The following is a 24447-nucleotide window of genomic DNA, read 5'->3' as shown; positions in this document are numbered from 1 at the left end:
CTCCAATATCTGGGCAACCACACCGCGTGCGGCTACCCCGAGTCCCTAACAGCCTCTAGCGGTGGGGCCCTTCGCGGCGCTGGACCGTTTTCCCGTCCAGGCGACCTGCGAGCCTCCAGGCATCGTCGAGCGGTTGGCCGAGGGCGATCCCGTCTTCCTGGATGACGGCAAGCTGAGCGGGACCGTCGAGCGACGCGTCCCGGAAGGCGCCGTCGTCCGCGTTCGACATACCGGCCCGAAAGGGTTCAAGCTGAAGCCGGAGAAGGGGTTGAATGTCCCAATGACGGAGTTGGGCTTACTGGCTCTCACCGACGAAGACCGGCACAGCCTCGACTTCGTCGCCCAGCACGCCGACCTGATCGGCTATTCCTTCGTCCAGAGTGCGGCGGACGTCCGCCTGCTCCAGGAGGAACTGGCGAAGCGCCGCCCGGCCGATTGGTCCCGGATCGGCCTGATCGCCAAGATCGAGACACCCGTCGCCGTCAGGAATCTCCCGGAAATCATCGTGCAGGCGGCAAGACACCAACCCTTCGGCGTCATGATCGCCCGCGGGGATCTCGCCGTCGAGATCGGGTTCGAGCGGCTTGCAGAGATGCAGGAGGAAATCCTATGGCTGTGCGAAGCGGCCCATGTGCCGGTGATCTGGGCGACGCAGGTTCTGGAGAGTTTGGTCAAGAAGGGCATACCGACGCGCGGCGACATGACGGATGCCGCCAAGTCGGCCCGGGCCGAATGCGTGATGCTGAACAAGGGACCTTATGTCGCCGATGCCGTCGCCATGCTTGACCGGCTGTTGGTCAGGATGACCCAGAACCAATCGAAAAAGACGCCAAAACTGCGCCGCCTGAACAGCTGGTAAAGAGCATCTGGGCGCCTCGGTTGGAAGCGTCACATTCTGCCTATAAGATGGACGGCATCAGCATCAACAGAAGAGTAGAGCCATGAGCCACCTGCAACCGCAGATGTGGCGCTGTCGCGTTGCTGCGCTCCTGGACGATCCGGTGACGCAGGCCGTGCTTCAGCGAGACGGATTGACGCGTGAGAGCGTCATCGCACAGATGGAGCCGATTGCACATTGGCTTCGGACATCGACGGTGTTCTACCAATCAGGACACCGTCCAGCCTCACTACTGGCTTTAATTGCCAAGGTACGGTTTGCAGAGCAAAACCTTCTGGGAGTACGACGTCCACGCTTGCGTATCCTATCTCCGGTGATAAGGTTCGTCCGGCCAAGCACGATAACTGGCGACTGCCATGCCTCAAGAGATTGAACGACGTTTTCTCGTCAATCGACTTGTCTCAGCGCACCTGAAAAGGGGTGGCCGCATCATCCAGGGCTATCTGCCGTCGCCGCACGGCTGCACCACCCGTGTGCGCATCGTTCGTGGCAAGGCATACTTGACCAGCAAAGGACCCAAAACCGGATACAGTCGCACCGAGGTCGAGCAGGAAATCGGATTGGATCTCGCTTTGTTGCTTCTGCGCGAGCAACGGCTCGGCGACCTCATTGAAAAGACGCGTTATGAGGTCGATCACCATGGCTTCTGCTGGGAAGTCGATGTTTTCCATGGCGTCAATTCCGGACTGGTGATCGCCGAAATCGAACTGAGCCACGCGTCGGAGGAGTTTCCGCTTCCCGGTTGGATCGGCGATGAGGTGACGGACGATCCGAGCTATAGCAACTCGGCGCTGTCCCGTCACCCCATTGCCGTATGGCGCAAGCGCGCGTAGCCCGGTGCTGCAGAGGACAGCTTTCAGCGTTCACCGCGAGCGACATCAAGAGCATGGGTGATCTACAGTCATGCAAAGTTGGGTGCTACCAAATCCTACGCGGACATTTCACGCCTGTTCTCAGTGTCTCTTCTGATCCGGACCCGGCTTGTCCATCGGTGACGTCAGCGACGTCGTCGCCAATGCACCTTTGCGACCTCTACTTGGCCCCTCCTCCTTCTGTCCTCCGGCCAGCGGCGAAAGTCCACGCTCAGCAGCGTCAGCGATTGCGCCGACGGCGGCTTCGACAACGTCTCGCGCAATCGTACCGCCTGTTGATCCGGCCTGAGATGCTTGATGGCCGGCTTCGGCGGCTGCCTTCTTAATCCGGCCACCACCAGTCAGGGCTCCTGCAATCGCCACCAGCGCCCCGGCGGCAATCTCGCGTCCTTCGGCGGTCTCCAGGAACGCCAGTAGCGATCCGCTGGGCTTTCTGAGCTGCTTGGGAATTTTGATGCCAGCGATCTTCTTAGGAAGCTTGAGCTTTGCCTTTTTAGCCTTGGTCATGCCGCCCCTCCCAAATCTGTCATGATTTGGAAACCATACTCTCTGCAGCAGAGTTCCTGAAGTCGGTAAGTGATGATCACGCCACCCACTGGCATAGCGTTGATTTCGTTCATTTTTTGATTCGTTTCATCGGGTGCAGATCGGCATTCATGATCCCCGGGACACGATCACAGTTGGATGAAACACATCCCCGTCGTTCGGCATGCAAGGCTCAGAACAAGTGGCGGAGGAGGTAGTACAGCATGCCGGCCAAGGTTGTGGCTGCCGGCAACGTCAGCACCCAGGCCATCGCCATGTTGCGTACGGTGCTCCATTGCAGGCCGGAGCCGTTCGCCGCCATGGTGCCGGCAACGCCGCTCGACAGGATGTGGGTGGTCGACACCGGCAGGCCATAGATCTCCGCCAACCCGATGGTGCCGGCGGCGACGATCTCCGCCGAGGCGCCCTGGGCATAGGCCAGATGCTGCTTGCCGATCCGCTCGCCGACGGTGACGACGATGCGGCGCCAGCCGACCATCGTGCCGAGCCCGAGCGCCACCGCCACCGAGAACTTCACCCAGTCCGGAATGAACCGGGTGCCGGCGTTCAGCGCCTCCTGATAGGATTTCAGCGTCTTGGCCTCTTCGTCGGGCAGGCTGGCGCCGGCCTTCGGTAGCAGGCGGACGGCATCGGCGGCCAGATACATGTCGTTGCGCATGTTGGACGTCGCTTCGGCCGGCACATGCTTGATGGCGCCATAGCTCTGCACGCCCTGCGCGATGTCGGCGGATAGCACGGCCAACGCGCCATAGACCTCCGGCCGGTTCAACTCCTTGGTCCGCAGGGCGTCGCCGACCATCCGCCTCGCCTCCTCCGCCGACGTCGGCTGCCGCCCGTCGGCATGCGCGTGCAGAACCGCTTCGGCCCGGTGGGTGGTCTCCAGGAAGGCCGGAGTGGTGCTGTCGGGCATCGTGCGGTTCAGCGCATAGGCGGTGGGCACCGCGCCGATCAGGATCAGCATGATCAGCCCCATGCCCTTTTGCCCGTCATTGCCGCCATGGGCGAAGGACACGGCGGTGCAGGTCAGGATCAGCAGCCCGCGGATCCACAGTGGCGGCGGGTGGCTGGGATCGGCCGGCTCGAACAGACGCCGGTTGCGCACCGCGCGCTTCAGCACCAGCAGCAGCACTGCGGCGAGGACAAAGCCCATCACCGGGCTGAACAGCAGGGCCTGCAGCACGCCGAAGGCCTGCCCCCACTCCACGCCCGAAGTCGCCTGCCCGTCCGGTGCCATCAGCTGGTTGGCGAGGCCGACACCGATGACCGAGCCGATCAGGGCATGCGACGAGCTGTTGGGCAGCCCGAGCGCCCAGGTACCCAGATTCCAGAGGATGGCGGCGATCAGCAGGGCGAAGATCATGGCGTAGCCGGCGCTGCTGCCGACCTGAAGGATCAGTTCCACCGGCAGCAGGGTGATGACGCTGTAGGCCACCGCTCCCGATGACAGCAGCACGCCCAGGAAGTTGAAGGCGCCCGACCACAGCACCGCCAGCACCGGCGGCATGCTGTGGGTGTAGATGACCGTTGCGACGGCATTGGCGGTGTCGTGGAAGCCGTTGACGAATTCGAAGCCCAACGCGATCAGCAGCGCCAGGCCGAGGAGCAGGAACGCGCCGATCGCCAACGGCGGCTGGTCGACCCGCTGCAGGTCGGTGACAAAGCCATGGACCGCATAACCGAGACCGGCGGCCAGCACGAGGAGGAACGCCACAGGCAGCGCGGAGTGCGGCTTCTTGTGCAGATCAGGGCGGTGCGACGAAGGCACGCCGGGAGGCAGTGTAGTGTCCGTCACGGTCAGCCTCATTTGGTTGTCTGACGCCAGGGGCGGCCAGCATCAGCCAAAATCCGGTCCGAAGCGGCCGGTCGAACAACCACCATCGCGATGGGATAGTTGCTTAAGCTCTTGAAAATTCATGAAAGCGTCATCATGCCGTTGTCGCGATCGCCCGGGCGACGATTGCCAGTGCCTGCTCCAGATCGGCTTCGGCAATCGTCAGAGGTGGCGACAGGGTCAGAACCGTTCCCTGCGATATCTTTAGACTGACCCCGGCGGCGAGTGCCGCGTAGAAGGCCGCCTCCGCCCGATCGGTACCGCTGCGGTCGTCGTGGTCAGCCAGTTCCACCCCGATCAGCAGCCCGGCGCCCCGGATGCCGGCGATGCCCGGCAGGGCCGCTGTCAGCTCGCGCAGGCGATCCACCGCATGGGCGCCCAATGTCGCGGCGCGGTCCGCCAATCCCTCGTCCCGGATGATGTCCAGGGTGGTCAGGCCGGCACGGGCGAGCAGCGGGTTCTTCTCGTGGGTGTAGTGGCCGAGCGCGCGATCGGCGGCAACGTCCAGCCCGGGGCGGGCGACCACTGCGGCCAGCGGCAGCATGGCGCCGCCCAGCGCCTTGCCGAGCACCAGGATGTCCGGCCGCGCGCCGAACGGCTCATGGCTGAACAGGTTGCCAGTCTTGCCGAGGCCGGTCGGGATCTCGTCGAAAATCAGCAGGGCGCCGGCCGCGTCGCAGGCCCGTCGCACCTCCGCCCAGAAGCCGGGAGGCGGCACATAGGGAACAGCGCGCACCGGCTCCGCCACCACGGCTGCCACGTCCCCCTCCTTTTCCAGCACGTAGCGCAGCATCCGCGCGCAGGTCATCCGGCAAGCATCAAGGTCGGGACCGCCGCCGGGGGCGGGGTCGAAGCCGTAGGGACAGCGGGAGCAGGCGAAGGGCGCCACATGTTCGGTCCCCGCCAGCAGCGGCCCGATCCCGTGCGAGCGGAACAGAGCCTCGCCGCCGACCCCGGACGCCCCGAAGCCGGCGCCGTGGAAGGCATCCCAGAAGGAGACCGTCTTGAATCGGCCGGTGGCGACGCGGGCCAGCTTCAGCGCGATCTCGATCCCTTCCGACCCGCCGGGCGCGAACAGCACGCGGCTGCCGGGGCCGGTCGGAGCGATTGCGGCCAGCCGCTCCGCCAACTCCGCCGCCGGTTCGCAGGCGAAGCGGCGCGGGGCGAAGGACAACTCGTCCATCTGCGCCTTCAGCGCCGCCACCAGCCGCGGGTGGGCGTAACCGATGTGATGCACGCTGTTTCCATGGAAATCCATGAAGCGGCGGCCGTCCATGTCCTCGATCCAGATGCCCTCGGCCCGGCGGATCGCCGACAGGCAGGGGGTGGACAGGGACTGCCTCAGAAAGGCACCGGCATCACGGTCCACGAGCACCCGTGATTTGGGGCCGAGCGCGTCCGCCATCCAGCGTGCCCGCCGTGGCCCGAGATTGACGTCGCCTTCGGAACGGTCGGGCTGCATCGTGTCGTCTTTCGGTTGGTCGGCCCGTCAGCCGGCGGTCTTGCCGGACCGTGCGGCGGCGCAGGCGTCGCGCAGTGCCTGGGAAAAGGGATCGACCGGGCCGAGCCGGCCGGGTGCGAAGGGAGCGAGATGCACCGGTCCCGGCCGGCCAAGCACGGCTGCCGCCACCGCCCGGCCGATACCACCCGACGCTGCGATACCGGCGCCGCAGCAGCCGGTCGCCATGAACAGCCCCTCCACCTCATCGACCGGCCCCAGCACGAAGTGGCCGTCGGCGGTGTAGGTGGACAGGCCGGAGACATAATGGGCGATCCCGGCCTGGAGCAGCGGCGGACAGAGCCGCGCCAACGCCTGCCAGCCACCCTCCAGCGTTTCCAGGCCGCCGTCGGAATCGCGGAGATCGAGCCCGGCGGTGTCGGCAGGAAGCAGCGCCGGATCGAGCGCCAGCGACCGGCGACCGCGCAGCCCGAACAGCAGCGCGCCCAGTTCCGGCCGGGCATAGGCGCCGGCATCGGGCATGACCAGCACCGGCAGGTCGCGAGGGAACAGGTCGGGGCGCGGTTCGGTGATCCAATATTGGCTGCGCACCGGCGCCTGCGGCAGCCCGACCCTGGCGGTCCAGGCCAGTCCCGCCGCCCAGGCTCCGGCGGCATTCACCACGACGGGCGCGGCGATGAAGCCCCAGTCGGTCTGCAGCCCGGCGACGCGGCCACGGTCCAGCCGGATCGACTGCACGGACAGGCCGGCCCCAATCCGGACACCGGCGCGGCGGGCGGAGCGGCGATAGGCGTCGGCCAGCCGGACCGGGTCGATGAAGCCGTCCATCGGCATGAAGGCGGCACGCCCGACGGTCTCCGCCGACAGGCAAGGAGCGAGGCGTGCGACCCCCTCCCCATCCAGCCATTCGATCGGATCGCCGCTGTCGGCGGCCAGGGCACGCATCGCCTCGACACGCGCCGGACTTGCGGCAACATGCAGGGTGCCGACCTGCCGCAGGCCGAGATCCTCGTCCAACTCCTGTTCCAGGCTCGCGATGGCGGCATAGGTATCTCGCACCAGCGCCGCCGTTGCCGCATCGCCGCGGGCGCGTGTCAGCAGAGCGGCGGCCCGTGCCGTGGCCTGGGTCGAGGGCGGGTGGCGGTCGACCACAAGAACCGACCGGCCGCCGCCGGGTCCCAACGCCTGCCCCAGCGCCCAGGCGACGGCCAGCCCCAGGATGCCGGCGCCGACCACGACGATGTCGGCCCTATCCATGGGTGCCCTGTCGATGGCGGCCGGGGCCGTGCTCACGGCTTCTCGCCGCGCGCCAGCCGGGCCTCGATGGCATCGAGCAGCGGCAGCGCCTCGGCCAGCGACCGCACCACGTAATGGGCGCCGGCCCTGGCGAGCCGGTCGGATGCCGCGGCATGCAGCGCATCGCGCCGGTCCGGCGCCAGCGCCTGCCAGTCGGCAAGCGGCAGTCCGACCTCGTTGCCGGTGTCGGCGACCGCGATGGTCCACATGCCGGCGTTCAGCCCCTCTTCGACATCGACCACGGTGTCGCCGATCTTGACGCAGGCCTCCACCGGCGAGATGGACAGTTCGACGACGCAGCGCAGAGCCATCGCGGGACCGGGGCGGCCGGCAGGGGTTTCGCCGGCGCAGACCGTGATGTCGGGCGTATAGCCCTGCGCCGCCGCCACCCGCTGCACCACATCCATCACCGGACGCGGATAGCCGGTGGTCGAGCCGATCTTCAGCCCGCGCGCCCGCATGGCGGCGACCGTCTCCGCCGCACCGGGGATCAGGTCGGAATGCTGCGCCACCACCTCCACCTGAAGCGGCAGGAAGGTCTCATAGAGCCGGTCGACATCGGCGTCGGTCGGGGCGGCGCCATGGACGGCGATCCAGGCCTCGGCCACTGGCCCCATCCGGGTGATCGCCTGGATGTGGTGCCATTTGGCCATGCCCATCGGACCGCGCGCCTGATCCAGCGTGATCGAAACGCCAGAGCGGCGGAAGGCTTCCATGAAGGCGCCAGCCGGGGCGAGGCAGCCATGATCGACCGTGGTCCCGGCCCAGTCGAGGATGACGGCCAGGAGCGGGCCGGTGTAGCGGCGCGAATAGACGAAGCTCATCGGATCGGACTTTCGAACGGAAGAAGCGGTCAGGGAGCGCCGGAGGCGACGCCCATCTCGGACAGGGTGTTGCGGATGGCGGCGATGGCGGCGGTCATCTCCGCCGCGCCAAGCCGGCCGATGCAGCCGATGCGGAAGCTGTCGGACACCGTCAGCTTGCCGGGATAGATCACGAAGCCGCGCTCGCGCAGCCGGTCATAGAAGTCGGCGAAGACGAAGACCGGGTCGGCCGGCATGCGGAAGGTGACGATGATCGGGGCTTGCAGATGGTCGGGCAGCAGCGTTTCGAACCCCAGCGCCCGCATGCCGTCGATCAGGATGGCGGCATTGGCGCGATAGCGGGCGCCGCGTCCCCCGACGCCGCCTTCGGCCTCATGCTCGTCCAGTGCCTGGGCGAAGGCGGCGACCACATGGGTCGGCGGGGTGAAGCGCCACTGGGCGTTCGCCTCGAAGCCGCGCCACTGGTCGTGCAGGTCGAGCGACAGCGAGTGCGCATTGCCCTTGGCGGCCTCCAGCGCATCGCGGCGGGCGATGACGAAGCCCATGCCCGGCACGCCCTCCAGGCACTTGTTGGAGGATGCGGCGACCGCGACGGCCCCCAGCGCCGCCATGTCGAAGGGAAGCGCCCCGAAAGCGCTCATGGCGTCGACCAGCAGGGACCGGCCACGGGACCGGGTGACTTCGGCAACCGCCTCGATCGGGTTGAGGATGCCGGAGGTGGTTTCGCAGTGGACGACGGCAACATGGGTGATCGCGGGATCGGCATCGAGCGCCTCGGCCAGCGCGGTCGGCGACACCGGCAGATCCTCCGCCGTTTCCAGCGCGGTGACGGACCGGCCGGCCACCTTGGCGATGCGGACCATGCGGGTGCCGTAGGCGCCGTTGACCAGCACCAGCAGCCGGCCGGCGCGCGGCACCAGCGTGCCGATCATCGCCTCCACCGCGAAAGTGCCGGAACCCTGGACCGGCACCGCGACATGGCTGTCGGCGCTGCCGCCGGCCAGCCGCACCAGCCGGTCGCGAATGGCGGCATTCAGCGCGATGAAACGGCCGTCGCGCGATCCCCAGTCGCGCAGCATCGCCTGCTTGACGGTGGCGGAGGTGGTCAATGGACCCGGGGTCAACAAGTAGGGCACGGTGTCGGACATGGGGGAATTCCGCAGGAAAGGGAAAGGCGTGACGGTCGGAATGGCCCCATGACGCGGATTCGCCTATCATAAATCCAATCCATTCGACCTATGGGTCCATAGATGAAATCAATGAATTTCGCCCAGCTCCGCGCCTTTCATGCGGTGGCAACGGAAGGGGGATTCACCAAGGCGGCACGGCTGCTGAACGTGACGCAGCCGACCTGCTCGCAGGAGGTGAAGGCGCTTGAGGAGACCTACGGCGTCACCCTGTTCGACCGCGGCAACCGTCAGGTGACGCTGACCGAGGTCGGCACGGCGCTGTTCGCCGTCACCCGCCGCTTGTTCGCGGCGGAGCAGGAGGCGATGGAACTGCTGGCCGGGGTGCGGCATCTGGATGGTGGGACGCTGGCGGTCGGGGCCGACGGGCCGTTCCACGCCGTGCCGCTGATCGCCCGCTTCACCCGTGCTCATCCGGGGCCGACGGTGACGCTGGCGGTCGGCAACTCGCGGACCATGCTGGAAGGGCTGATGGAGACGCGCATCGACGTGGCCGTGCTGGCCGACGTGCCGGGGGACTCGCGGCTCTATGTGCTGCCGCTGCGGCGCGATCCGGTGCGGGCACTGCTGCCGAAGACGCATCAGCTGGCGCGGCGCCGGGCGCTGGCGCTGGGCGATCTGGTGGCGGAGCGGTTGGTGCTGCGCGAGCCGGGATCGATGACCCGCCGGCTGGTCGAGCGGGCGCTGGCGGCGGCGGAGGTCACGCCGGCCGCCATCATCGAAATTCAAAGCCGCGAGGCGGTGGTGGAGGCGGTTGCGGCCGGGCTGGGGATCGGCTTCACCTCGGCGGCGGAATTCACCGGCGACGGGCGTCTGGTTCTGCTTCCCATCGCCGGTGTCGGGCCCGGGGCCGAGATCGAGATGGACGAGTATGTGGTCTGCCTGCGCGAACGCCGCCGGCTGGCGGTGGTGCGGGCGTTTCTGGATCTGGCGCGGGAGGTGGCGGCCGAGGCCGGCAGCCCCCTGTCGGGCCTCAGTGCCGCCGCCATGCCTGGGTCCGCGCCTGCAATGCCCGCGACAGCAGGGCATGCAGCGCCCGCACCGCGGCGGAGGTGAGGACGATCATCATCGCCATGGCGGCGGCCCCCGCCACCTCGCCGGCATCGTCCATGTTCAGCACGGCGACCGAGGCCGGCTTGGTTTCGGGGGCATAGAGGAAGACCACCGCCGACACCGTGGTCATGGCATTGACGAAGAAATAGATGGCGATGTCGAGGATGGCCGGCAGGCAGAGCGGCACCGTCACCCGCAGGAAGGTGGACCAGACCGGCACCTTCAAGCTGGCCGACACCGCTTCGAATTCGGCATCCAGCTGCTTCAGGGCGGTGACCGCGGTCAGGTGGCTGACGGTGTAGAAATGCGCCACCGTGGCCAGAACCAGGATCGCCATGCCGTGATAGAGCCAGCCCAGCGGGTTCCACGGCGCGTTGAAGAAGAAGATATAGGCCAAGCCCAGCACCATGCCCGGCACCGCCAGCGGCAGGATCGCCAGCAGCCGCACGCCCCCCTTCATCGCCGCGCGCCCCGGCGCCCGCTCCACCAGCCAGGCGCCGGCGAAGACGATGACTGTACCGGTCAGCGCGGTCCAGAAGGCCAGGGTCAGGCTGTTGGCATAGCTGCTCCAGCCCGCAGCATCGAATTCGGCGAAGTCGTAGTTCGCCAGCGTCGGCGTCAGGTTGTAGGGCCAGAAGGTAACGATGGAGGCGAAGCCCGCCACCCCCAGCAGCCCCAGCAGCAGACCGCCGACCAGCGCACAGAACAGGACGGCCAAGCGGTCGCCGACCGGGTTCACCCGCGGCTGGAACGGCACCGAGCGGGCGGACAGCTGCGCCATCTGCCGGCGCTGGCCGAACCAGTCGGCGACGAAGGCCAGCACCGCCGGCAGCAGCAAGACGATGCCGACCACCGCCCCCATGCCGAAATTTTGCAGGCCCACCACCTGCTTGTAGACATCGGTCGCCAGCATGTTGGTGGAGCCGCCGATCACCTTGGGCACACCGAAATCGGTGACCACCAGCGTGAACACCACGAAGATGGCGGAGATCAGGCCATAGCGCACGCCCGGCAGGGTGATGGTGACGAAGCGCTTCCAGGCACCGGCCCCCAGCGCCTCTGCCGCCTCGTACAGCCGGGCATCGGAGGTGGACAGCGCCACGGTCAGGATCATCACCGCATGAGGGAAGGCGTAGAAGACCTCGCCCATCACGATGCCGATGGGACCATAGATGCTCTCGCCCATCAGCAGGCCGCGCAGGATGCCCTTGTTGCCGAACAGATAGACCAGCGCGATGGCCGGCAGCAGCGACGGCGCCAGCAGCGGGATTTGCGCCAGCAGCCGGAACAACCCCTTGCCCGCCATGTGGGTGCGGGTCAGGCAGAAAGCGTAAAGGAAGGCCAGCGTCACCGTGACGGCCGTGGTCAGCAGCGACAGCGTCAGGCTGTTGACAACCGACCGCACCAGCGTCGGCGCCTCCAGAAAGGCGGCGAAGTTGGCGAGCCCGACGAAGGCGCCGTCGCGGTCATAGACGCTGCGCAGGAATAGCGTGCCGAGCGGCAGCAGGACGAACAGCGCCAGGAACAGCGCGATCCCGCCCATCCCCAGCCCGAACAGCCAGCGCTCGCCCGGATCGACCGGCCGGCCGGATTGGCGAACAGTGAAGAAGGAAGGCTTCGGTGCGGCCACCTTCAGCATGCTCATCGCACAGCCTCGAACACGCGCAGCCGCTCGCGCGGCAGGGTCACCGCCAGCCGGCGGCCGGACTCCAGCGACAGGTCGCGCACCAGATTGGCCGACAGGTCGGCGGTGACGCGGGCATCGCCCAGACCGTCGGCGGCCAGCCGGGCGCGGTGGAAGGGACCGAGGAATTCCAGGCTTTCGATCACCGCCTCCAGCGTGTTGGCGCCGCCGGCCGCGCGCACCTGCACGTCCTCCGGCCGCAGGCAGACGGTGACGGCGGCACCGGGGGGCGCGGACGCCAGATGGTCATCGGCGCTGTCGAAGCCGCACTCGAAGCCATGCTCGCCCAGCCTCACCCGTCCCGGCGCCCCCAGAACGCCGGGCAGGAAATTCATCGCCCCGACGAAATCGGCGACGAAAGGGCTGGCCGGCCGGCGATAGACCTCGTCGGGGGCACCAACCTGCTCGATGACCCCGTTGTTCATCACCACGATGCGGTCGGCCATGGTCAGCGCCTCCTCCTGGTCGTGGGTGACCATGATGGTGGTGATGCCCAGCCGGCGGTGCAGCTCGCGGATCTGGCGGCGCAGATGCAGCCGCACCCGCGCGTCCAGCGCCGACAATGGCTCGTCCAGCAGAAGCAGGCCGGGGGACGGCGCCAGCGCGCGGGCCAACGCCACCCGCTGCTGTTGGCCGCCGGACAGCTGGGCCGGATATTTCGGGCCGGCGTCGGGAAGGCCGACCAGCGCCAGCAGCTCCTCCACCCGCGCCCGTTCGGCGGCCCGGCCCAGCTTCAGGCCATAGGCAACGTTCCGGTACACCGTCAGGTTCGGGAACAGCGCATAGGATTGGAAGACGATGCCGTAATCGCGCGCCGACGGCGGCAATCGCGACACGTCGCGGTCGCCCAGCCACACCGTTCCGCCGCTCTGCGGGTCGAGCCCGGCGATCACCCGCAGCAGCGTGGTCTTGCCGCAGCCGGACGGCCCGAGGAAACAGACGAACTCGCCGCGCCGGATGTCGAGCGACACGCCCTTCAGCGCGATGAAGGTCCCGAACGTCTTGACGATGGAGTCCAGACGGAGATGGGGCGCGGCAGTTGTCTGGGTAGTCATTGGCGATTTGTCCTGGCAGGAAACGGAAAGACGGGCGGGTGCGTCCAGGCACCCGCCCCTGCGGTCGGCTTGCAGCCGACCTCAGCTCTTCGGTTCGGACTTGGCGCCGTAGCGCTTTTCCCAATCCGCCAGGATGCGGTCGCGGTTGGCCGCGGCCCAGACGAAGTCGTTGGCCTTGTTCATCGCCGCCTCCGCGTTCTTCGGGTAGTTCGGCGTCTCCTTGGTCACGCCGGGATGGGCGGTGACCTGATAGAAGTTCACATACTGCTCGTTGGCCTTGCGGCTGGCCGCCCAGTCGGCGAGCGCCTTCGCGGCCTCGGCCTTTTGGGTGCCCTTGACGATGGCCGTCGCCTCCATCTCCCAGCCCACGCCTTCGGAGGCCAGGATCACGTCGATCGGCGCACCCTTGGTCTTCTGCTGGGCGCCGGTGTATTCGATGGAGATGCCGATGGGGTATTCGCCGGCCGCCGCCATCTTGCAGGGCTTGGATCCCGAGTGGGTGTAGAGCGCGACGTTGTCGTTCAGCCTGTCCATATAGGACCAGCCCTTGTCCACCCCCATGGTCTGCAGCCAACCGGACACGGCGAGGAAGCCGGTGCCCGAAGAGGCCGGGTTCGGCATGACGATCTGGCCCTTGTATTCCGGCTTCAGCAGGTCGGCCCAGGAGGTCGGCTTCGGCAGCTTCTTCTTCTCGGCCTCAACCGTGTTGAAGCAGATCGCCGCCATCCAGGCGTCCATGCCGACCCAGGCCGGCGGGGTCTTGGCGTCACGGAAGCTGGGTTTGAGATCCTCCGCACCCTTCGGCTGATAGGGCATCAGCATGCCCTGCGCATCGAGGATCATCAGACTGGAGGCGGCGAGCCCCCACACCACGTCGGCCTTGGGGTTGTCCTTCTCGGCCAGAAGCTTGGCGGTGACGACGCCGGTGGAATCACGCACCCACTCGATCTCGATGCCGGGATTGTCGGCCTCGAACGCCTTCTTGTAGGGGGTGAGCTGTTCGTTCTCCAGCGCGGTGTAGACGGTCAGGCGGGTTGCGGCCCCAGCCCCCGTGGCGGACGCGACAATGGTCAGCAGCGCAAGCGCACAAGTCCCAGGCAGAGTGGTGCGGCGGATCATCAGGGAGCTCCCGTAGTCGATGGGGCGATGTCTGGTGGCGACCCGGAGCGGCCATTCGCCGCTCCGGTACAGGAAGCCTCTCTACGCCCAAGCGCCCGTTCACTCCCGTTAAGCTTTGGTGACGCCGGGTTGGTAAAAAACCTCCCCGTGCCGGCAGCCGCGACGGTATGTTCATCCCCACCGGAATTGCCTGTGCGGCAGAGCGCTCGTCCGGTTGGCTGTCGCGCTACCGGCGATTGAACAGCATTGTCGGGTAGACGAAGGAGAATTTTCCCACTTACGCCGGGATCGCCTTCATCTCGCTGCGCCTGAAGCGCCTCGCTCCCCGAGCCATCGGGGCGTGACGCCTGCAAACAGGCACTCAGGAGCTCAATCAGATTGATCAAGGCCCGCCAGAGCCCGCCGGATGACGGACCTTGACTGACCGAGAACCATGCCTTTCCAAACCGCGGACTGGTCGTAGAAAGCAGCCAGCATTTTGGTGCGGATGCGCTGTCCCTGTGTCGAGATGGGCTCTCCATACCGGTGCAGCCAAGCATCCGCACGCAAGGCGTCGAACGTGTCTTCAATAGCGCAGACGCCAAATTCGAGCGCGATCGCTGTCACCTCCGCATGGGGCAGCAAGCGATGGATGCCGATCAAGCCATCGCCCGACAGATCGGCCGAAACGGAGCTGCCGTCTACGCTGGATGTGACGCCTGCGCCGAACCAGTGGGCTGCCCGTGTGAAGACTGCGGTGTTGCGGCGTTCGCTTACGATCTCCTCGGCGACACCCCACGCCCCCAGTCCCGTGTGGTAGTCGATGACCACCACGCGGCGGGCGGCGGACAAGCGGCCGGTGAGAATGTCGGACAGCGTGCGTCTTGCGCGGGTTGGCTCCTGACCACCATAGAACAATCCCCGAGGATCGGTGTATTGCCCGCCGGAAACGACGGCCTGGAACCTGGGAAACCCATGTGCGCCGATGTACGCGCCGAAGACTTTGGCGCTGGCCGCCCGCGATTTCGGCGTCCACGTCCTGGGCACCAAGGCCTCGCACAGCATCTCGTAGTCCGGGTTCTCCGGAAGACGAGTCTCGAAATCCACCCAGTTGCGGTTGAGGTCGACGTTCTCTTCGGTCACGCGGCGGGTCCAGGCAAAGCCATGGGGGTTGGCTGCATGAATGAGCAGCGCGGCCGTGCCCTCCGGCATCCTCGCCGCTTCGCCGCTCCGCATCCAGTCGACTTGGGCACCGGAGCCGCAATACCCCTCCACGCCGTGGACTCCGGAGATCAGGGTCAGCACACGCTCTGCCTCACGTGGTCCGATCCAGGCGACGTCGGTCGACAAAACCTCGCCGTCGGGTCCGAGCATCGGACTGGCCAAGCACTCGACGTCGGCCTCAACCGCGTCCGCCGCCATCCGGAACTTCGCCCGCGCTTCCGAATAGCCGGTGCTGAAACTCTGGATCCTGTCGATGTTCCGCTTCCCGCGCATTGGCCCTCTGGATGAGAGCATCAGTGGGTACGGTTCAGAAAATGCTTGGCGTACTTGCCCGACAGGTCATCCATTGGGACGATGAGGCAAACATCGGTGGTGTTGAACGCCTGGTCGATCACGGCGCCATCGCCAATGCAGCCACCCACCCGCAAGTATCCTTTGAGCAGTGGAGGAAGCCCGGCCACGGCTGCACGAGCGCCCAGTTGCTTCACCACCGTTTCTCCCGACGTTGCCGGCACCGGAAAGTGGTCCAGCGCAACGCGGCGGTCCGGCAGGGCCCGTGTCCGGAGAGCCGGCGGCGCGAGATGATGGCGGTGCAGATAGGCGAGCGTGGGGGCAAGCGCATCGATGTCCGTGCCGGGCAGGCTGGCGCAGCCGAACATCAACGAGATGTCATGTTGCAGGATGTAAGCGGCGATGCCCTGCCACAGCAGCTGCATGGTCGCTCCGTTGCGATAAGCCGGGTCGACGCAGGACCGCCCAAGTTCCAGCAGTTCGCCGGGATGATCGAACAGTGGAGCGATGTCGAATTCGGTGGCCGAATAGAAGCCGCCGCACCGGTCCGCCACCGATCGCCGCAGAAGGCGGTAAGTTCCGACGATCGCGCCCCCCATTTCATGGTTCAGCGCATGGTCGAGGATAACGAGATGGTCGCAGACGGCGTCAAAGGCGTCCACATCGCGGCCAGGGATCACGCTCGCGAGCGTGGCTCCGAGTTCATCGTGGAACACGCGGTAGCGCAAGGCCTGTGCGGCGTCAATTTCTCGGGCGCTGGTGGCCAGCCGCACCTCGAAACGTGCCACGGCTGGGGACGCCATGGGGGCTGACACGACGTTCAGAGTCCACGAGGCCAAGTGCCATCCTCCCGTTTATTCCCTCATAGTTCTGCCCGAGATGCGCGACTCTATGATGAAGCGGTGGCGACGGTCATGTTACACACAACCGTGAAGGCACCGTTGCCAGCAAACCGGATGGCGGCTCGACTGGTGGCCGCTACAACGACAGCTACCGCTCCTCGCCGTCGGCGACCTGCACGGCCAGACGCGCCCTCTCGAACGCGCGGCCCAGAGCGGCGGGCGGCGGCGAATCCGTGACCAGAAGCCCGAAGTCGCTGGCCGAGGCGATGCGGACGATGGCGGAACGCGCGAATTTGCCGGCGTCCGCGACCGCCACCGACCGGCGCGCTGCAGCCATGGCGACCCGCTTGATGCCGATCTTCTGCATGTCGAAATCCATCGGCGCACCGTCCTCATCGAAACCGGAAATGCCGATCACCGCCAGATCCAGCCGGCAGCGCTCCAGCGTCGCGATCACCGCGTCGCCGACCAGCGAACCATCGGCGCCATGCACGACGCCGCCGGTGACGAACACGTCGATGCCGGGCCGGCCGGCCAGCAGGCTTCCCGCCGACAGGCTGTTGGTGAAGACATGCAGCCGCCGCTTGCCGCGCAAGGCGCGCGCCACCGCCTCCACCGTCGTGCCGACATCGAGGAAGACCGACGCCCCCTCCGGCACCAGCGCCGCGACGGCGGCGGCGATCCGTTCCTTGCCCTGCGGCGCGATGGCCTGCTTTTCGACATAGCCGAGCCGGACCGACTGGTCGCGCACCCCGGCGCCGCCATGGAAGCGCTGGAGCAGACCGACGCCGTCGAGCCGGATGATGTCCCGCCGGATGGTCTGGTCGGACACCGCGAAATGATCGGCCAACGCCTCGATCGTCACGAAACCCCGGTCGCGGATCAGCGCCAGGATTTCCCGCTGGCGCAGCGGAAGACTCTGTTCCGGGTCGTGCCCCTGCCCGTGCGCCGTCATGCCGCCCAAACCCCACGCCGGATGGTTGTGGAAGAAAACGATCAGGTTCTTACAGCAAGCCCCCGCCGCTGACAAGCGGGAGCCGTCGCCCGCCACGGTTTCCCACACCCGCTCCAGCGCCGACAACCAGTCGAAATGTCCAGGAAATGCAGCCGGACGGTCACAAAAGGATCATGGAGCCGTGCTATGTAAGAAAACGATCAGATCGTGATCGAAAACTTACAGACCCGGCACCTCATGCCAATCGTCACCGCCCTCTATCTGCTGTATCTGACCGCCCCCATCGCCCTGCTCGCCATCGGGTCGGTGGGGGAGTCCTGGACCAACAGCCTGTTGCCCAGCGGCCTGACCGCCGGATGGTACGGGCAGCTCTGGTCCGACGCCAGCTTCCGCCGGGCCTTCACCGTCAGCCTGACCGTCTGCGTCGCGACCTGCGCCGTCACGGCGCTCATCGGCGTTCCGCTCGCCTACGCGATCTATGGCGCCTCGCGCCGGGGCGTGCGCGCCGCCGCCCGCGTGCTGTTCCTGCTGCCGGTGGCGGCGCCGCCGCTGGTGCTGGGGTTCGGCTTCATCCTGGTCTTCTCATCGGACAGCCTGCCCTTCCTCGGCAGCGGTTGGCTGCTGGTCTCCGGCCATGTGGTCTCGACCCTGCCCTACCTGATGCAGACGCTGGTGGCCGACATGCGTCATCTCGATCTCGTCACGCTGGAAACGGCGGCGGAATCGCTGGGTGCCGGCTTCCGCCAGCGGTTGTTGGGCATCGTGATCCCAAGCCTGCGCCAGAGCCTGTCCTCCGGCCTGATCATGGTGGCCGCCCTGTCGATCGGCGAATTCCAGCTGTCCAACCTGATCGCCGGCTTCCTCTCCCGCCCCTATCCGGTGGTGCTGCTCCAGGCCTTCTACGGCGCCACCGGCTTCGCCTGCGCCGGCACCATGCTGTTGCTACTGCTGGCCGTTCTGTCCGCCCTCGCCTCGGCTTCGGCCGGGCGCGGGCTTCCCTCCAGGAAAGGGACGCCGTCATGAGCGTCGTCGTCGATTCCCTCGCCTTCCGCTATCCCGCCGCCGGGGCGGGCCTCGACGGCGTCAGCCTCGACGTGGCGCCGGGCGAGTTCTGCGCCGTCATCGGACCGTCGGGCTGCGGCAAATCCACCCTGCTGAAGCTGATCGCCGGCTTTCTCAGCCCGGCGGCCGGGCAGATTAGGATCGCCGGGACCGACATGACCGGCGTGCCGCCCCGGCTGCGCAATCTCGGCATCGTCTTCCAGAACTACGCCCTGTTCCCCCACATGACGGCGCTGGAGAATGTCGCCTATCCACTGAAGCTGCGCGGCATCGGCCGGGCGGAGCGGCTGAACCGGGCCGGTCAGGCGCTGGAGCGCACCCGCCTGTCGGGGCTGGCCGACCGCCACCCCCGCCAACTCTCCGGCGGCCAGCAACAGCGGGTGGCGCTGGCCCGCGCCCTGGTCTTCGCTCCCGGCGCCCTGCTGCTGGACGAGCCGCTGTCGGCGTTGGACGCCGCCCATCGCGCGGCGATGCGGGACGAGATCCGCGCGGTGCAGCGCGAACATGGCATCGCCACCCTGCATGTCACCCACGACCAGGAGGAGGCGCTGTCCATCGCCGACAAGGTCGCGGTGATGCGCGACGGCGCCCTGCTCCAGCTCGCCAGCCCGCAGGAACTGTACGATCGCCCGGCCGACCGCTTCGTCGCCGGCTTCGTCGGCCACGCCAACCTGTTCGACGCCACGGTCTGCGGGCCGGATCTGGTGGAGACCAGCATCGGGCCGCTGGCCTGCACCACCGAAGGCCGCCCGATCGGAACCGCCGTCACCCTGCTGGCGCGTCCGGAGGCGGTCCGCACCGATCCGCCCGACGGCGCCGTCAACCGCTTCACCGGGACGCTGGTCCGCGACCGCTTCCTCGGTTCGCTGCGCCGCTACGACCTCGCGGTGCCGGGCGGCACGATCCTGGGCGAGACCCTGTCCCGCGGCGACATCCGCTCGGTTCAGATCCCGCCGGACTGTTTGCGCATCCTCCCCGCCTGACCCGCATTTCCCCCCTTCCCCGCCGGCCCCTCCCGCCGGCTTCCCTGGAAAGGCCTGACCTGATGAAACGCCTGATCACCGCGGCCGCCCTGTCGGCGGCCGGCCTGCTGACCGCCGCCCTGCCGGCCGCCGGCACCGCGCTGGCCCAAACCCAAGCCACCGCCGTCGAGGCGGTCACCGCCGGCGACGAGCTCTATCACGGCGAACGCGCCCTCTACGAGCAGGCCCTGAAGGAGGGGCTGGTCGTCTCCTTCGACACCGGCCCGACCTGGGCCAACTGGGCGGCGGAGTTCGCCGCCTTCAAGAAGCGCTATCCCGGTGTCGAGATGACCTACAACGATCTCGGCTCCGCCGCGACGGTGGTGGCGCTGGACAAGGCGCGCAACCGCCCGCAGGCCGACACCGCCTATTATTTCGCGGCGTCGGCCTTCGATGCCATGGCCAAGGATGTCGTCGCCCCCTTCAAGCCGGTGAATTTCGACACGCTGCCCGAAGTGTTCCGCGACCCCGACGGCAAATGGTTCACCATCCATTCGCTGACCGTCGCCTTCGTCGTGAACACCAAACTGGTGAAGGAGGTGCCGAAGAGCTGGGCCGACCTGCTGAAGCCCGAATACAAGAACAGCGTCGTCTATCTCGACCCGCGCTCCACCGGCATCGGCCAGGTGATCAGCTTCGCCGCCAATTTCGGCAATGGCGGCGACATGGACAATCTCCAGCCCGGCTTCGACTATTTCGCCCGCCTGCACAAATCCGGCAACGTGATGCGGGTGGAGGGCACCACCCCCTACGCCAAATTCGTCAAGGGCGAGATTCCGATCTGGATCTCCTACGAAAACGATGGGCTGAAGGCCAAGCACACCGACGGGCTCGGCGACGCCGTCTCCGTCGTCATCCCGGCCGAGGCATCGGCCGCCGCCCCCTATGGCATCAGCCTGGTGAAGAACGGCCCCAATCCGAACGCCGGCAGGCTGTGGCTGAACTTCATCATGAGCGCCAAGGGCCAGGCGATCTTCGCCGAGGGCTATGTCCGGCCGTCGGTGCCGGGTGTCGCCCTGCCGGCCGACATCGCGGCGAAGCTGCCGCCGGCCCCGCAGGTCCGTCCCCTCGACGTCAAGGCGGCGGCGGCGCGCAAGGCGGCGGTCGATGCCGGCTGGACCAAGGCGGCTCTCGACAAATGACCGCCACCCGTCCCGGCATCGCCCGCCCAGGGTCCGGATCATGAGCGGATCGCCCATTCTCCGTCTGCTGCTGGCGGTGCCGGGGCTGGCGCTGCTGATCCTCTTCTTCCTGCTGCCGCTGGGCGCCGTGGCGTGGCAGGCCCTGGCCGGAGACGCCATCCGGCGCGTCTTCGCCCAGGGCGACCTGCTGGCGGCGCTGGGCAACTCGCTGCTGCTGGGGTTGGAGGCGGGGCTGGCCTCGGTGGTGCTGGGCGTGGCCGTCGCGCTGCATCTCGCCCGCCTGCCGCCGGGCCGCCGCGCCCTGCTTCAGGTGGTCATCGCCCTGCCGCTGACCTTTTCCGGCCTGATCGTCGCCTACGGCTTCATCCTGCTGCTCGGCCGCGCCGGCTTCGCCACGTTGCTGCTGGCGGAGCTGGGCGCCGATCCGGCGGCGATCGCCGCCTTCCTCTATGACCGGCCGGGGCTGGTTCTGGCCTACAGCTATTTCCTGACGCCGCGCGTGATCCTGACTCTGCTGCCGGTCTTCGCCAATTTCGACCATCGCCAGACCGAGGCGGCGGAATCGATGGGGGCCAGCCGGCTGCGCGCCCTGATCGACATCCTCGCCCCGCAGGTGGCGCCCACCGTGCTCGCCTCCTTCGCGCTGGTGACGGCTGTGGCATTCGGTGCCTATGGCACGGCGTTGGCGCTGGTCGGCACTCAGATCAACATCCTTCCCCTGCGGCTCTACAGCCTGATCGCCGACGCCGGCGCCGATTTTCCGCTGGCCGCCGCCCTGTCTGTGCTGCTGCTGGCCGTCTGTTCCTTCCTGATGGCGGTGGCGGAGATCGCCGCCGCCCGTTCCGAGGCCGATCACCATGTTCGAACTTGACCGCGACACCAACCGCCTGCACCACGCCGGCCGTGTCTTCGATCCCACCACCCGGGGCTGGAGCGCCGGCCCGGCGCCCGCCGGGGCGCAAGCTCTCGGACCGGAACAAGCGTTGCATTGGTTCCAGACCCGGGGCGGCCATTCCCTGCGGGCGCCGGTCGGGGTGATCGGCCCGAACGAGGCGACCGACGCCGCCTTGGCCGCCGCCAACGCCACCGGCGCCATCCTCGCGCGCTGTGGCCTGACCCTGCTGTGCGGCGGTCGCCAGGGGGTGATGGAGGCGGCCTGCCGTGGCGCGGCGGAGGCGGGCGGCCTGGGCATCGCCCTTCTGCCGGGCGCCGATCCCGCCACCGCCAACCCCTATGCCGCCATCGTGCTGGCGTCTGGCATCGGCGAGGCGCGCAACGCGCTGATCGCCCAGGCCAGCCACTGTTTGATCGCGGTCGGCGACAGCTATGGCACCCTGTCGGAGGTGGCGCTGGGTCTGCGCCTGGGCAAGACCGTCTTCGGGCTGGCCGGCGCCGCCATGGTCGAGGGGGTGCGACATCTCGCCGACCCCGCCGCCCTGCCGGAGGCGCTCGCCGCCCATCTGTTCGGGCTGGACGCGCCCATCGTCCCAGCGCGGGCGTAGCAAGGCGCGCCTTGTCGGTGAGATGCAGCAGGCGCAGGCGACGGTCGGTTGGGTGCGGCCGCCGCTCGATCAGGCCGATCGCTCCAGCTTGTCGAGCAGGCACACCAGCGTGATCGGCTCGATATCGAGCAGTTCCGCCAAGCCGCCCTGATGGATGCCCTCGCAAGCTCCCATATAATGAGGCATGCGAGATCCATTCATGATTATAGCGTATATCCTTCCAAGGCAGAGCATGTAATTCTAACTAGTATTCACGCCTCTTCCCAGGTCAAACAGCTCGATACAATCCAATTATCTTGCTATCTACCGATAGATATATATCAATAATTGGCACAGCCGTGGCTCATTTGGCATTTTATCCTGAAGACCTTTCTTTTCATCAAGATGCCTCTCCCCGTTTCTGTCGCCGCAACTCGGCCTTTCCACGTCGGGTCCGTAGCCTCAATTCAAGCCCACATCTCTATGCGCCGTGGCAGCGTGAGCCACGCAGCGTGAGCGGCAGGTCATAGAATGGTCTGATAATAAAATAATTGTTTTAACCGATCATTCGGTCTGATACATTTATGGTCAACCGTATGATGGTATCGGTCGAAGCTTCGCTCATTTGGTACAGATCTGCGCCTCCGCTTGCGCCTGCAAAGGCCTGCGCCTCGGAGTGCGTCACCGCTTGCCCGATGCCATATGCACCCAAAATATTCTTAATCGACAAGAAATACCAAAGGGAGGAAACGTGCTGACCGTCCTCAAAATCCCTATCGAAATCACAGAACGTCTGATGAACTCCATCTGCTCTGTTTTAATATTTCTGATTATGGTCATTGTGACTGCTGATGTTCTTATGAGATATATCTTTACGTCGCCGCTTTCTTGGTCATACGACATGATCGGCATGTATCTGATGCCAGGATTGTTCTTTCTTATCATGTCGAAGGCGTATATTTCTGGCTCCCATGTAAACGTCGATGTAATCAGCGCCCGGTTCCCACGTCGGCTGCATGACTTCTCCGAGATTCTCATCGCGTCGATCGGAACTCTGGCGTTCGCGCTCATCGCCATCGCAGGTGCGGAACGCGGTTGGGACGGCTTTCTGGCCGACGAGGTACTGGCCGGCAGCATCCCGTGGCCGACATGGCCGGCTCCCCTGCTGGTTGCCTTGGGTTCCTCCCTGATCGCGGCGCGTTTTCTTCTAAGCGGCATCGCCCACGCCCAGGCCCTGGCCTTGGGAAGCCCGGTCGATTCCGCGCTGACGGTGGCGGCGACACACGCCAAGGAGGGGTTCGAATGACGGGCGCTCTTGCTTTGGCGGTTCTGTTCCTGCTTCTGGCGATCGGCGCTCCGGTGGGGCTTGCCATGCTGGGGGCAGGAATCCTAGGGCTCTGGATGATCGGCGGATCCGGGATGGTCATGGGCATCCTCCAGAACGCCCCATTGTCGACCGTCAGTTCCTATGAACTCATCACAATTCCCATGTTCCTGCTGATGGCGGAGTTTGTTCTGCTGAGCGGAGTCGCCGATAGCCTGTTCCGGGCGACAGCGGCCCTGGTCGGCCGGATTCCCGGAGGGCTCGGCATGGCGACGGCCCTCGCGGGGGCCGGCTTCGGCGCCATTTGCGGAACCAGCACCGCGTCCGCCGCAACCCTCTCATCCACCAGTCTACCGGCCATGCTGAAACTTGGTTATGAACCGAAAATGGCGGCTGGCGTGGTGGCGATCTCCGGCACACTGGCCATGCTGATTCCACCGAGCGTGGCGCTGGTAATCTACGGCCTTCTGGCGGAGGTGAACATCGGAGCCTTGCTGATCGGCGGAATCATTCCCGGCATCCTCGTCACGATGACGATCATGTTGACGGTCTTCCTTCTTGCGTGGCGCCATCCAGAGCGGGCACCCAGATCACCGGCCGTGTCATGGCGGGAGAAGATTGAACTGCTGCGCGTCGTCGGCCCGATGCTGCTGCTGCTGACCCTGGTTACCGGTGTGATCTACAGCGGCATCGCGACGCCGACAGAGGCGTCCGCGCTGGGCGCGTTCGGCGCGTTCGTCTTGGCGATCACCCACGGGCAGGCGACACCAGCCAAATTGGGGCACTCAGTGCTGCGCGCCGTGCAGGGAACCTGCATGATCGCCTTCATTTTGCTAGGCGCCAGCATCTTCGGCTATTTCTTCACCCTGACCCGGCTCACGCAGGATCTGGTCGGCTGGGTTGGGGCGATGGAGGTGTCGCGCTGGGTGATCATTGCCATCATTTTGGCCGGGTATATCGTTCTGGGAGCCTTCATGGACCAGATCGCTATCCTGGTCCTGACCGTACCGGTGGTGCTGCCCCTGATCAAGTCACTGGGCTTCGATCCATTGTGGTTCGGCATCATCAAGATCGTGACGGCCGAAGTTGGCATGATTACACCGCCAATTGGACTTAACTGCTACATCGTCGCCCGTTATTCAGGGCGCCCGGTCGGCGAGGTGTTCCAGGGGACGCTGCCCCACTTCGTCGCCCATCTGGTCACCATCGCCATTCTGGTCGCGTGGCCGTCCATTATTCTATGGCTGCCAGCCCAGATGGGTCGCTGACGGGGGCCGGCAGGTTTCAAACCGAAGCCCGAC

The 24447-nt window shown here is 66.6% G+C and carries 22 protein-coding genes; 10 read left to right on the top strand and 12 right to left on the bottom strand.

Translation table 11 applies throughout. From position 1 onward, the window contains the following. The first annotated feature begins 61 nt into the window (after nucleotides 1–61). On the top strand, nucleotides 62–859 hold the full coding sequence (locus JHL17_RS04045; RefSeq protein WP_200190768.1) for a pyruvate kinase: 798 nt from the start codon (nucleotides 62–64) through the stop codon (nucleotides 857–859). Nucleotides 860–1254: 395 nt separating this feature from the next. After that, nucleotides 1255–1731 carry a CYTH domain-containing protein gene (locus JHL17_RS04040; RefSeq protein ID WP_200190767.1) on the top strand — a complete coding sequence of 159 codons (477 nt, stop codon included), beginning with the start codon at nucleotides 1255–1257 and terminating at the stop codon, nucleotides 1729–1731. Between the two features lie 120 nt (nucleotides 1732–1851). Here JHL17_RS04040 and JHL17_RS04035 read toward each other — a convergent pair whose 3' ends face one another. The 6 genes from JHL17_RS04035 to JHL17_RS04010 all read right to left on the bottom strand — a co-directional run bounded on the left by JHL17_RS04035 (nucleotide 1852) and on the right by JHL17_RS04010 (nucleotide 8874). Further along, nucleotides 1852–2277, bottom strand: coding sequence for a hypothetical protein (locus JHL17_RS04035; RefSeq protein WP_200190766.1), 426 nt, complete (start codon nucleotides 2275–2277; stop codon nucleotides 1852–1854). A gap of 211 nt (nucleotides 2278–2488) precedes the next feature. Beyond that, nucleotides 2489–4108 (bottom strand): inorganic phosphate transporter, encoded by a 1620-nt coding sequence (locus JHL17_RS04030; RefSeq protein ID WP_425599579.1) that lies wholly within the window; start codon nucleotides 4106–4108, stop codon nucleotides 2489–2491. Between the two features lie 133 nt (nucleotides 4109–4241). Then, nucleotides 4242–5609, bottom strand: coding sequence for an aspartate aminotransferase family protein (locus JHL17_RS04025; RefSeq protein WP_200190764.1), 1368 nt, complete (start codon nucleotides 5607–5609; stop codon nucleotides 4242–4244). Between the two features lie 27 nt (nucleotides 5610–5636). Then, complete coding sequence (locus tag JHL17_RS04020) at nucleotides 5637–6899, bottom strand: NAD(P)/FAD-dependent oxidoreductase (protein WP_345773749.1); 1263 nt, start codon at nucleotides 6897–6899, stop codon at nucleotides 5637–5639. Next, nucleotides 6896–7726, bottom strand: coding sequence for a phosphonoacetaldehyde hydrolase (gene phnX, locus JHL17_RS04015; RefSeq protein WP_200190763.1), 831 nt, complete (start codon nucleotides 7724–7726; stop codon nucleotides 6896–6898). Before phnX ends, JHL17_RS04020 begins: the two co-directional genes overlap by 4 nt. 29 nt (nucleotides 7727–7755) lie before the next feature. Continuing rightward, nucleotides 7756–8874 (bottom strand): 2-aminoethylphosphonate--pyruvate transaminase, encoded by a 1119-nt coding sequence (locus tag JHL17_RS04010; protein ID WP_200190762.1) that lies wholly within the window; start codon nucleotides 8872–8874, stop codon nucleotides 7756–7758. A gap of 102 nt (nucleotides 8875–8976) precedes the next feature. On the opposite strand from JHL17_RS04010, the gene JHL17_RS04005 reads away from it, so the two are divergent. Continuing rightward, the gene (locus JHL17_RS04005) at nucleotides 8977–9969 is read left to right on the top strand and encodes a LysR substrate-binding domain-containing protein (RefSeq protein WP_200190761.1); all 993 of its coding nucleotides are present in this window, start codon (nucleotides 8977–8979) and stop codon (nucleotides 9967–9969) included. Here the strand turns inward: JHL17_RS04005 and JHL17_RS04000 are convergent. The 6 genes from JHL17_RS04000 to JHL17_RS03975 all read right to left on the bottom strand — a co-directional run bounded on the left by JHL17_RS04000 (nucleotide 9887) and on the right by JHL17_RS03975 (nucleotide 17115). After that, the gene (locus tag JHL17_RS04000) at nucleotides 9887–11611 is read right to left on the bottom strand and encodes a putative 2-aminoethylphosphonate ABC transporter permease subunit (protein ID WP_200190760.1); all 1725 of its coding nucleotides are present in this window, start codon (nucleotides 11609–11611) and stop codon (nucleotides 9887–9889) included. The two genes, JHL17_RS04005 and JHL17_RS04000, sit on opposite strands and share 83 nt — an antisense overlap. After that, nucleotides 11608–12705, bottom strand: coding sequence for a putative 2-aminoethylphosphonate ABC transporter ATP-binding protein (locus JHL17_RS03995; protein WP_200190759.1), 1098 nt, complete (start codon nucleotides 12703–12705; stop codon nucleotides 11608–11610). The genes JHL17_RS04000 and JHL17_RS03995 overlap by 4 nt, the downstream gene beginning before the upstream one ends. 81 nt (nucleotides 12706–12786) lie before the next feature. Beyond that, entirely contained in the window at nucleotides 12787–13824 is a 1038-nt protein-coding gene (locus JHL17_RS03990) for a putative 2-aminoethylphosphonate ABC transporter substrate-binding protein (RefSeq protein ID WP_200190758.1), read from the bottom strand. A gap of 369 nt (nucleotides 13825–14193) precedes the next feature. Then, nucleotides 14194–15300, bottom strand: a complete 1107-nt coding sequence (locus tag JHL17_RS03985; RefSeq protein WP_200190757.1) for a M14 family metallopeptidase — start codon at nucleotides 15298–15300, stop codon at nucleotides 14194–14196. A 20-nt stretch (nucleotides 15301–15320) separates the two neighbouring features. Continuing rightward, on the bottom strand, nucleotides 15321–16106 hold the full coding sequence (locus JHL17_RS03980) for a GNAT family N-acetyltransferase (protein WP_345773748.1): 786 nt from the start codon (nucleotides 16104–16106) through the stop codon (nucleotides 15321–15323). 202 nt (nucleotides 16107–16308) lie between these two features. Next, nucleotides 16309–17115 carry a DeoR/GlpR family DNA-binding transcription regulator gene (locus JHL17_RS03975; protein WP_200190756.1) on the bottom strand — a complete coding sequence of 269 codons (807 nt, stop codon included), beginning with the start codon at nucleotides 17113–17115 and terminating at the stop codon, nucleotides 16309–16311. A gap of 237 nt (nucleotides 17116–17352) precedes the next feature. On the opposite strand from JHL17_RS03975, the gene JHL17_RS03970 reads away from it, so the two are divergent. From JHL17_RS03970 to JHL17_RS03940, 7 genes are all read left to right on the top strand, one after another. Then, on the top strand, nucleotides 17353–18138 hold the full coding sequence (locus JHL17_RS03970; RefSeq protein ID WP_200190755.1) for an ABC transporter permease: 786 nt from the start codon (nucleotides 17353–17355) through the stop codon (nucleotides 18136–18138). Next, the gene (locus tag JHL17_RS03965; RefSeq protein WP_200190754.1) at nucleotides 18135–19160 is read left to right on the top strand and encodes an ABC transporter ATP-binding protein; all 1026 of its coding nucleotides are present in this window, start codon (nucleotides 18135–18137) and stop codon (nucleotides 19158–19160) included. The genes JHL17_RS03970 and JHL17_RS03965 overlap by 4 nt, the downstream gene beginning before the upstream one ends. A gap of 62 nt (nucleotides 19161–19222) precedes the next feature. Further along, nucleotides 19223–20341 carry an ABC transporter substrate-binding protein gene (locus JHL17_RS03960; RefSeq protein WP_247893293.1) on the top strand — a complete coding sequence of 373 codons (1119 nt, stop codon included), beginning with the start codon at nucleotides 19223–19225 and terminating at the stop codon, nucleotides 20339–20341. A gap of 40 nt (nucleotides 20342–20381) precedes the next feature. Then, the gene (locus JHL17_RS03955) at nucleotides 20382–21212 is read left to right on the top strand and encodes an ABC transporter permease (protein ID WP_200190753.1); all 831 of its coding nucleotides are present in this window, start codon (nucleotides 20382–20384) and stop codon (nucleotides 21210–21212) included. Continuing rightward, nucleotides 21199–21843 carry an SLOG cluster 4 domain-containing protein gene (locus tag JHL17_RS03950; protein ID WP_200190752.1) on the top strand — a complete coding sequence of 215 codons (645 nt, stop codon included), beginning with the start codon at nucleotides 21199–21201 and terminating at the stop codon, nucleotides 21841–21843. Before JHL17_RS03955 ends, JHL17_RS03950 begins: the two co-directional genes overlap by 14 nt. Nucleotides 21844–22573: 730 nt before the next feature. Then, complete coding sequence (locus JHL17_RS03945) at nucleotides 22574–23128, top strand: TRAP transporter small permease subunit (RefSeq protein WP_200190751.1); 555 nt, start codon at nucleotides 22574–22576, stop codon at nucleotides 23126–23128. Further along, on the top strand, nucleotides 23125–24414 hold the full coding sequence (locus JHL17_RS03940; protein ID WP_200190750.1) for a TRAP transporter large permease: 1290 nt from the start codon (nucleotides 23125–23127) through the stop codon (nucleotides 24412–24414). The genes JHL17_RS03945 and JHL17_RS03940 overlap by 4 nt, the downstream gene beginning before the upstream one ends. The last annotated feature ends 33 nt before the right edge of the window (nucleotides 24415–24447 follow it).

The sequence above is a fragment of the Azospirillum endophyticum genome (assembly GCF_016595245.1).
In the GTDB taxonomy this organism is placed as follows: Bacteria; Pseudomonadota; Alphaproteobacteria; order Azospirillales; family Azospirillaceae; genus Azospirillum; species Azospirillum endophyticum.
Note: the sequence above shows the minus strand (reverse complement) of the source record. Positions and strands in the feature narration are given on the sequence as shown.

Excerpts from the sequence above, each read along its gene's own strand:
- JHL17_RS03970 (WP_200190755.1), top strand. The coding sequence starts at position 17,353 with ATGCCAATCGTCACCGCCCTCTATCTGCTGTATCTGACCGCCCCCATC.
- JHL17_RS04035 (WP_200190766.1), bottom strand. The coding sequence starts at position 2,277 with ATGACCAAGGCTAAAAAGGCAAAGCTCAAGCTTCCTAAGAAGATCGCT.
- JHL17_RS04005 (WP_200190761.1), top strand. The coding sequence starts at position 8,977 with ATGAAATCAATGAATTTCGCCCAGCTCCGCGCCTTTCATGCGGTGGCA.
- JHL17_RS03940 (WP_200190750.1), top strand. The coding sequence starts at position 23,125 with ATGACGGGCGCTCTTGCTTTGGCGGTTCTGTTCCTGCTTCTGGCGATC.
- JHL17_RS03950 (WP_200190752.1), top strand. The coding sequence starts at position 21,199 with ATGTTCGAACTTGACCGCGACACCAACCGCCTGCACCACGCCGGCCGT.
- JHL17_RS03995 (WP_200190759.1), bottom strand. The coding sequence starts at position 12,705 with ATGACTACCCAGACAACTGCCGCGCCCCATCTCCGTCTGGACTCCATC.
- JHL17_RS03965 (WP_200190754.1), top strand. The coding sequence starts at position 18,135 with ATGAGCGTCGTCGTCGATTCCCTCGCCTTCCGCTATCCCGCCGCCGGG.
- JHL17_RS04010 (WP_200190762.1), bottom strand. The coding sequence starts at position 8,874 with ATGTCCGACACCGTGCCCTACTTGTTGACCCCGGGTCCATTGACCACC.
- JHL17_RS04025 (WP_200190764.1), bottom strand. The coding sequence starts at position 5,609 with ATGCAGCCCGACCGTTCCGAAGGCGACGTCAATCTCGGGCCACGGCGG.
- JHL17_RS04000 (WP_200190760.1), bottom strand. The coding sequence starts at position 11,611 with ATGAGCATGCTGAAGGTGGCCGCACCGAAGCCTTCCTTCTTCACTGTT.
- JHL17_RS03955 (WP_200190753.1), top strand. The coding sequence starts at position 20,382 with ATGAGCGGATCGCCCATTCTCCGTCTGCTGCTGGCGGTGCCGGGGCTG.
- JHL17_RS03975 (WP_200190756.1), bottom strand. The coding sequence starts at position 17,115 with ATGACGGCGCACGGGCAGGGGCACGACCCGGAACAGAGTCTTCCGCTG.
- JHL17_RS03960 (WP_247893293.1), top strand. The coding sequence starts at position 19,223 with ATGAAACGCCTGATCACCGCGGCCGCCCTGTCGGCGGCCGGCCTGCTG.
- JHL17_RS04040 (WP_200190767.1), top strand. The coding sequence starts at position 1,255 with ATGCCTCAAGAGATTGAACGACGTTTTCTCGTCAATCGACTTGTCTCA.
- JHL17_RS03990 (WP_200190758.1), bottom strand. The coding sequence starts at position 13,824 with ATGATCCGCCGCACCACTCTGCCTGGGACTTGTGCGCTTGCGCTGCTG.
- JHL17_RS03985 (WP_200190757.1), bottom strand. The coding sequence starts at position 15,300 with ATGCGCGGGAAGCGGAACATCGACAGGATCCAGAGTTTCAGCACCGGC.
- phnX (WP_200190763.1), bottom strand. The coding sequence starts at position 7,726 with ATGAGCTTCGTCTATTCGCGCCGCTACACCGGCCCGCTCCTGGCCGTC.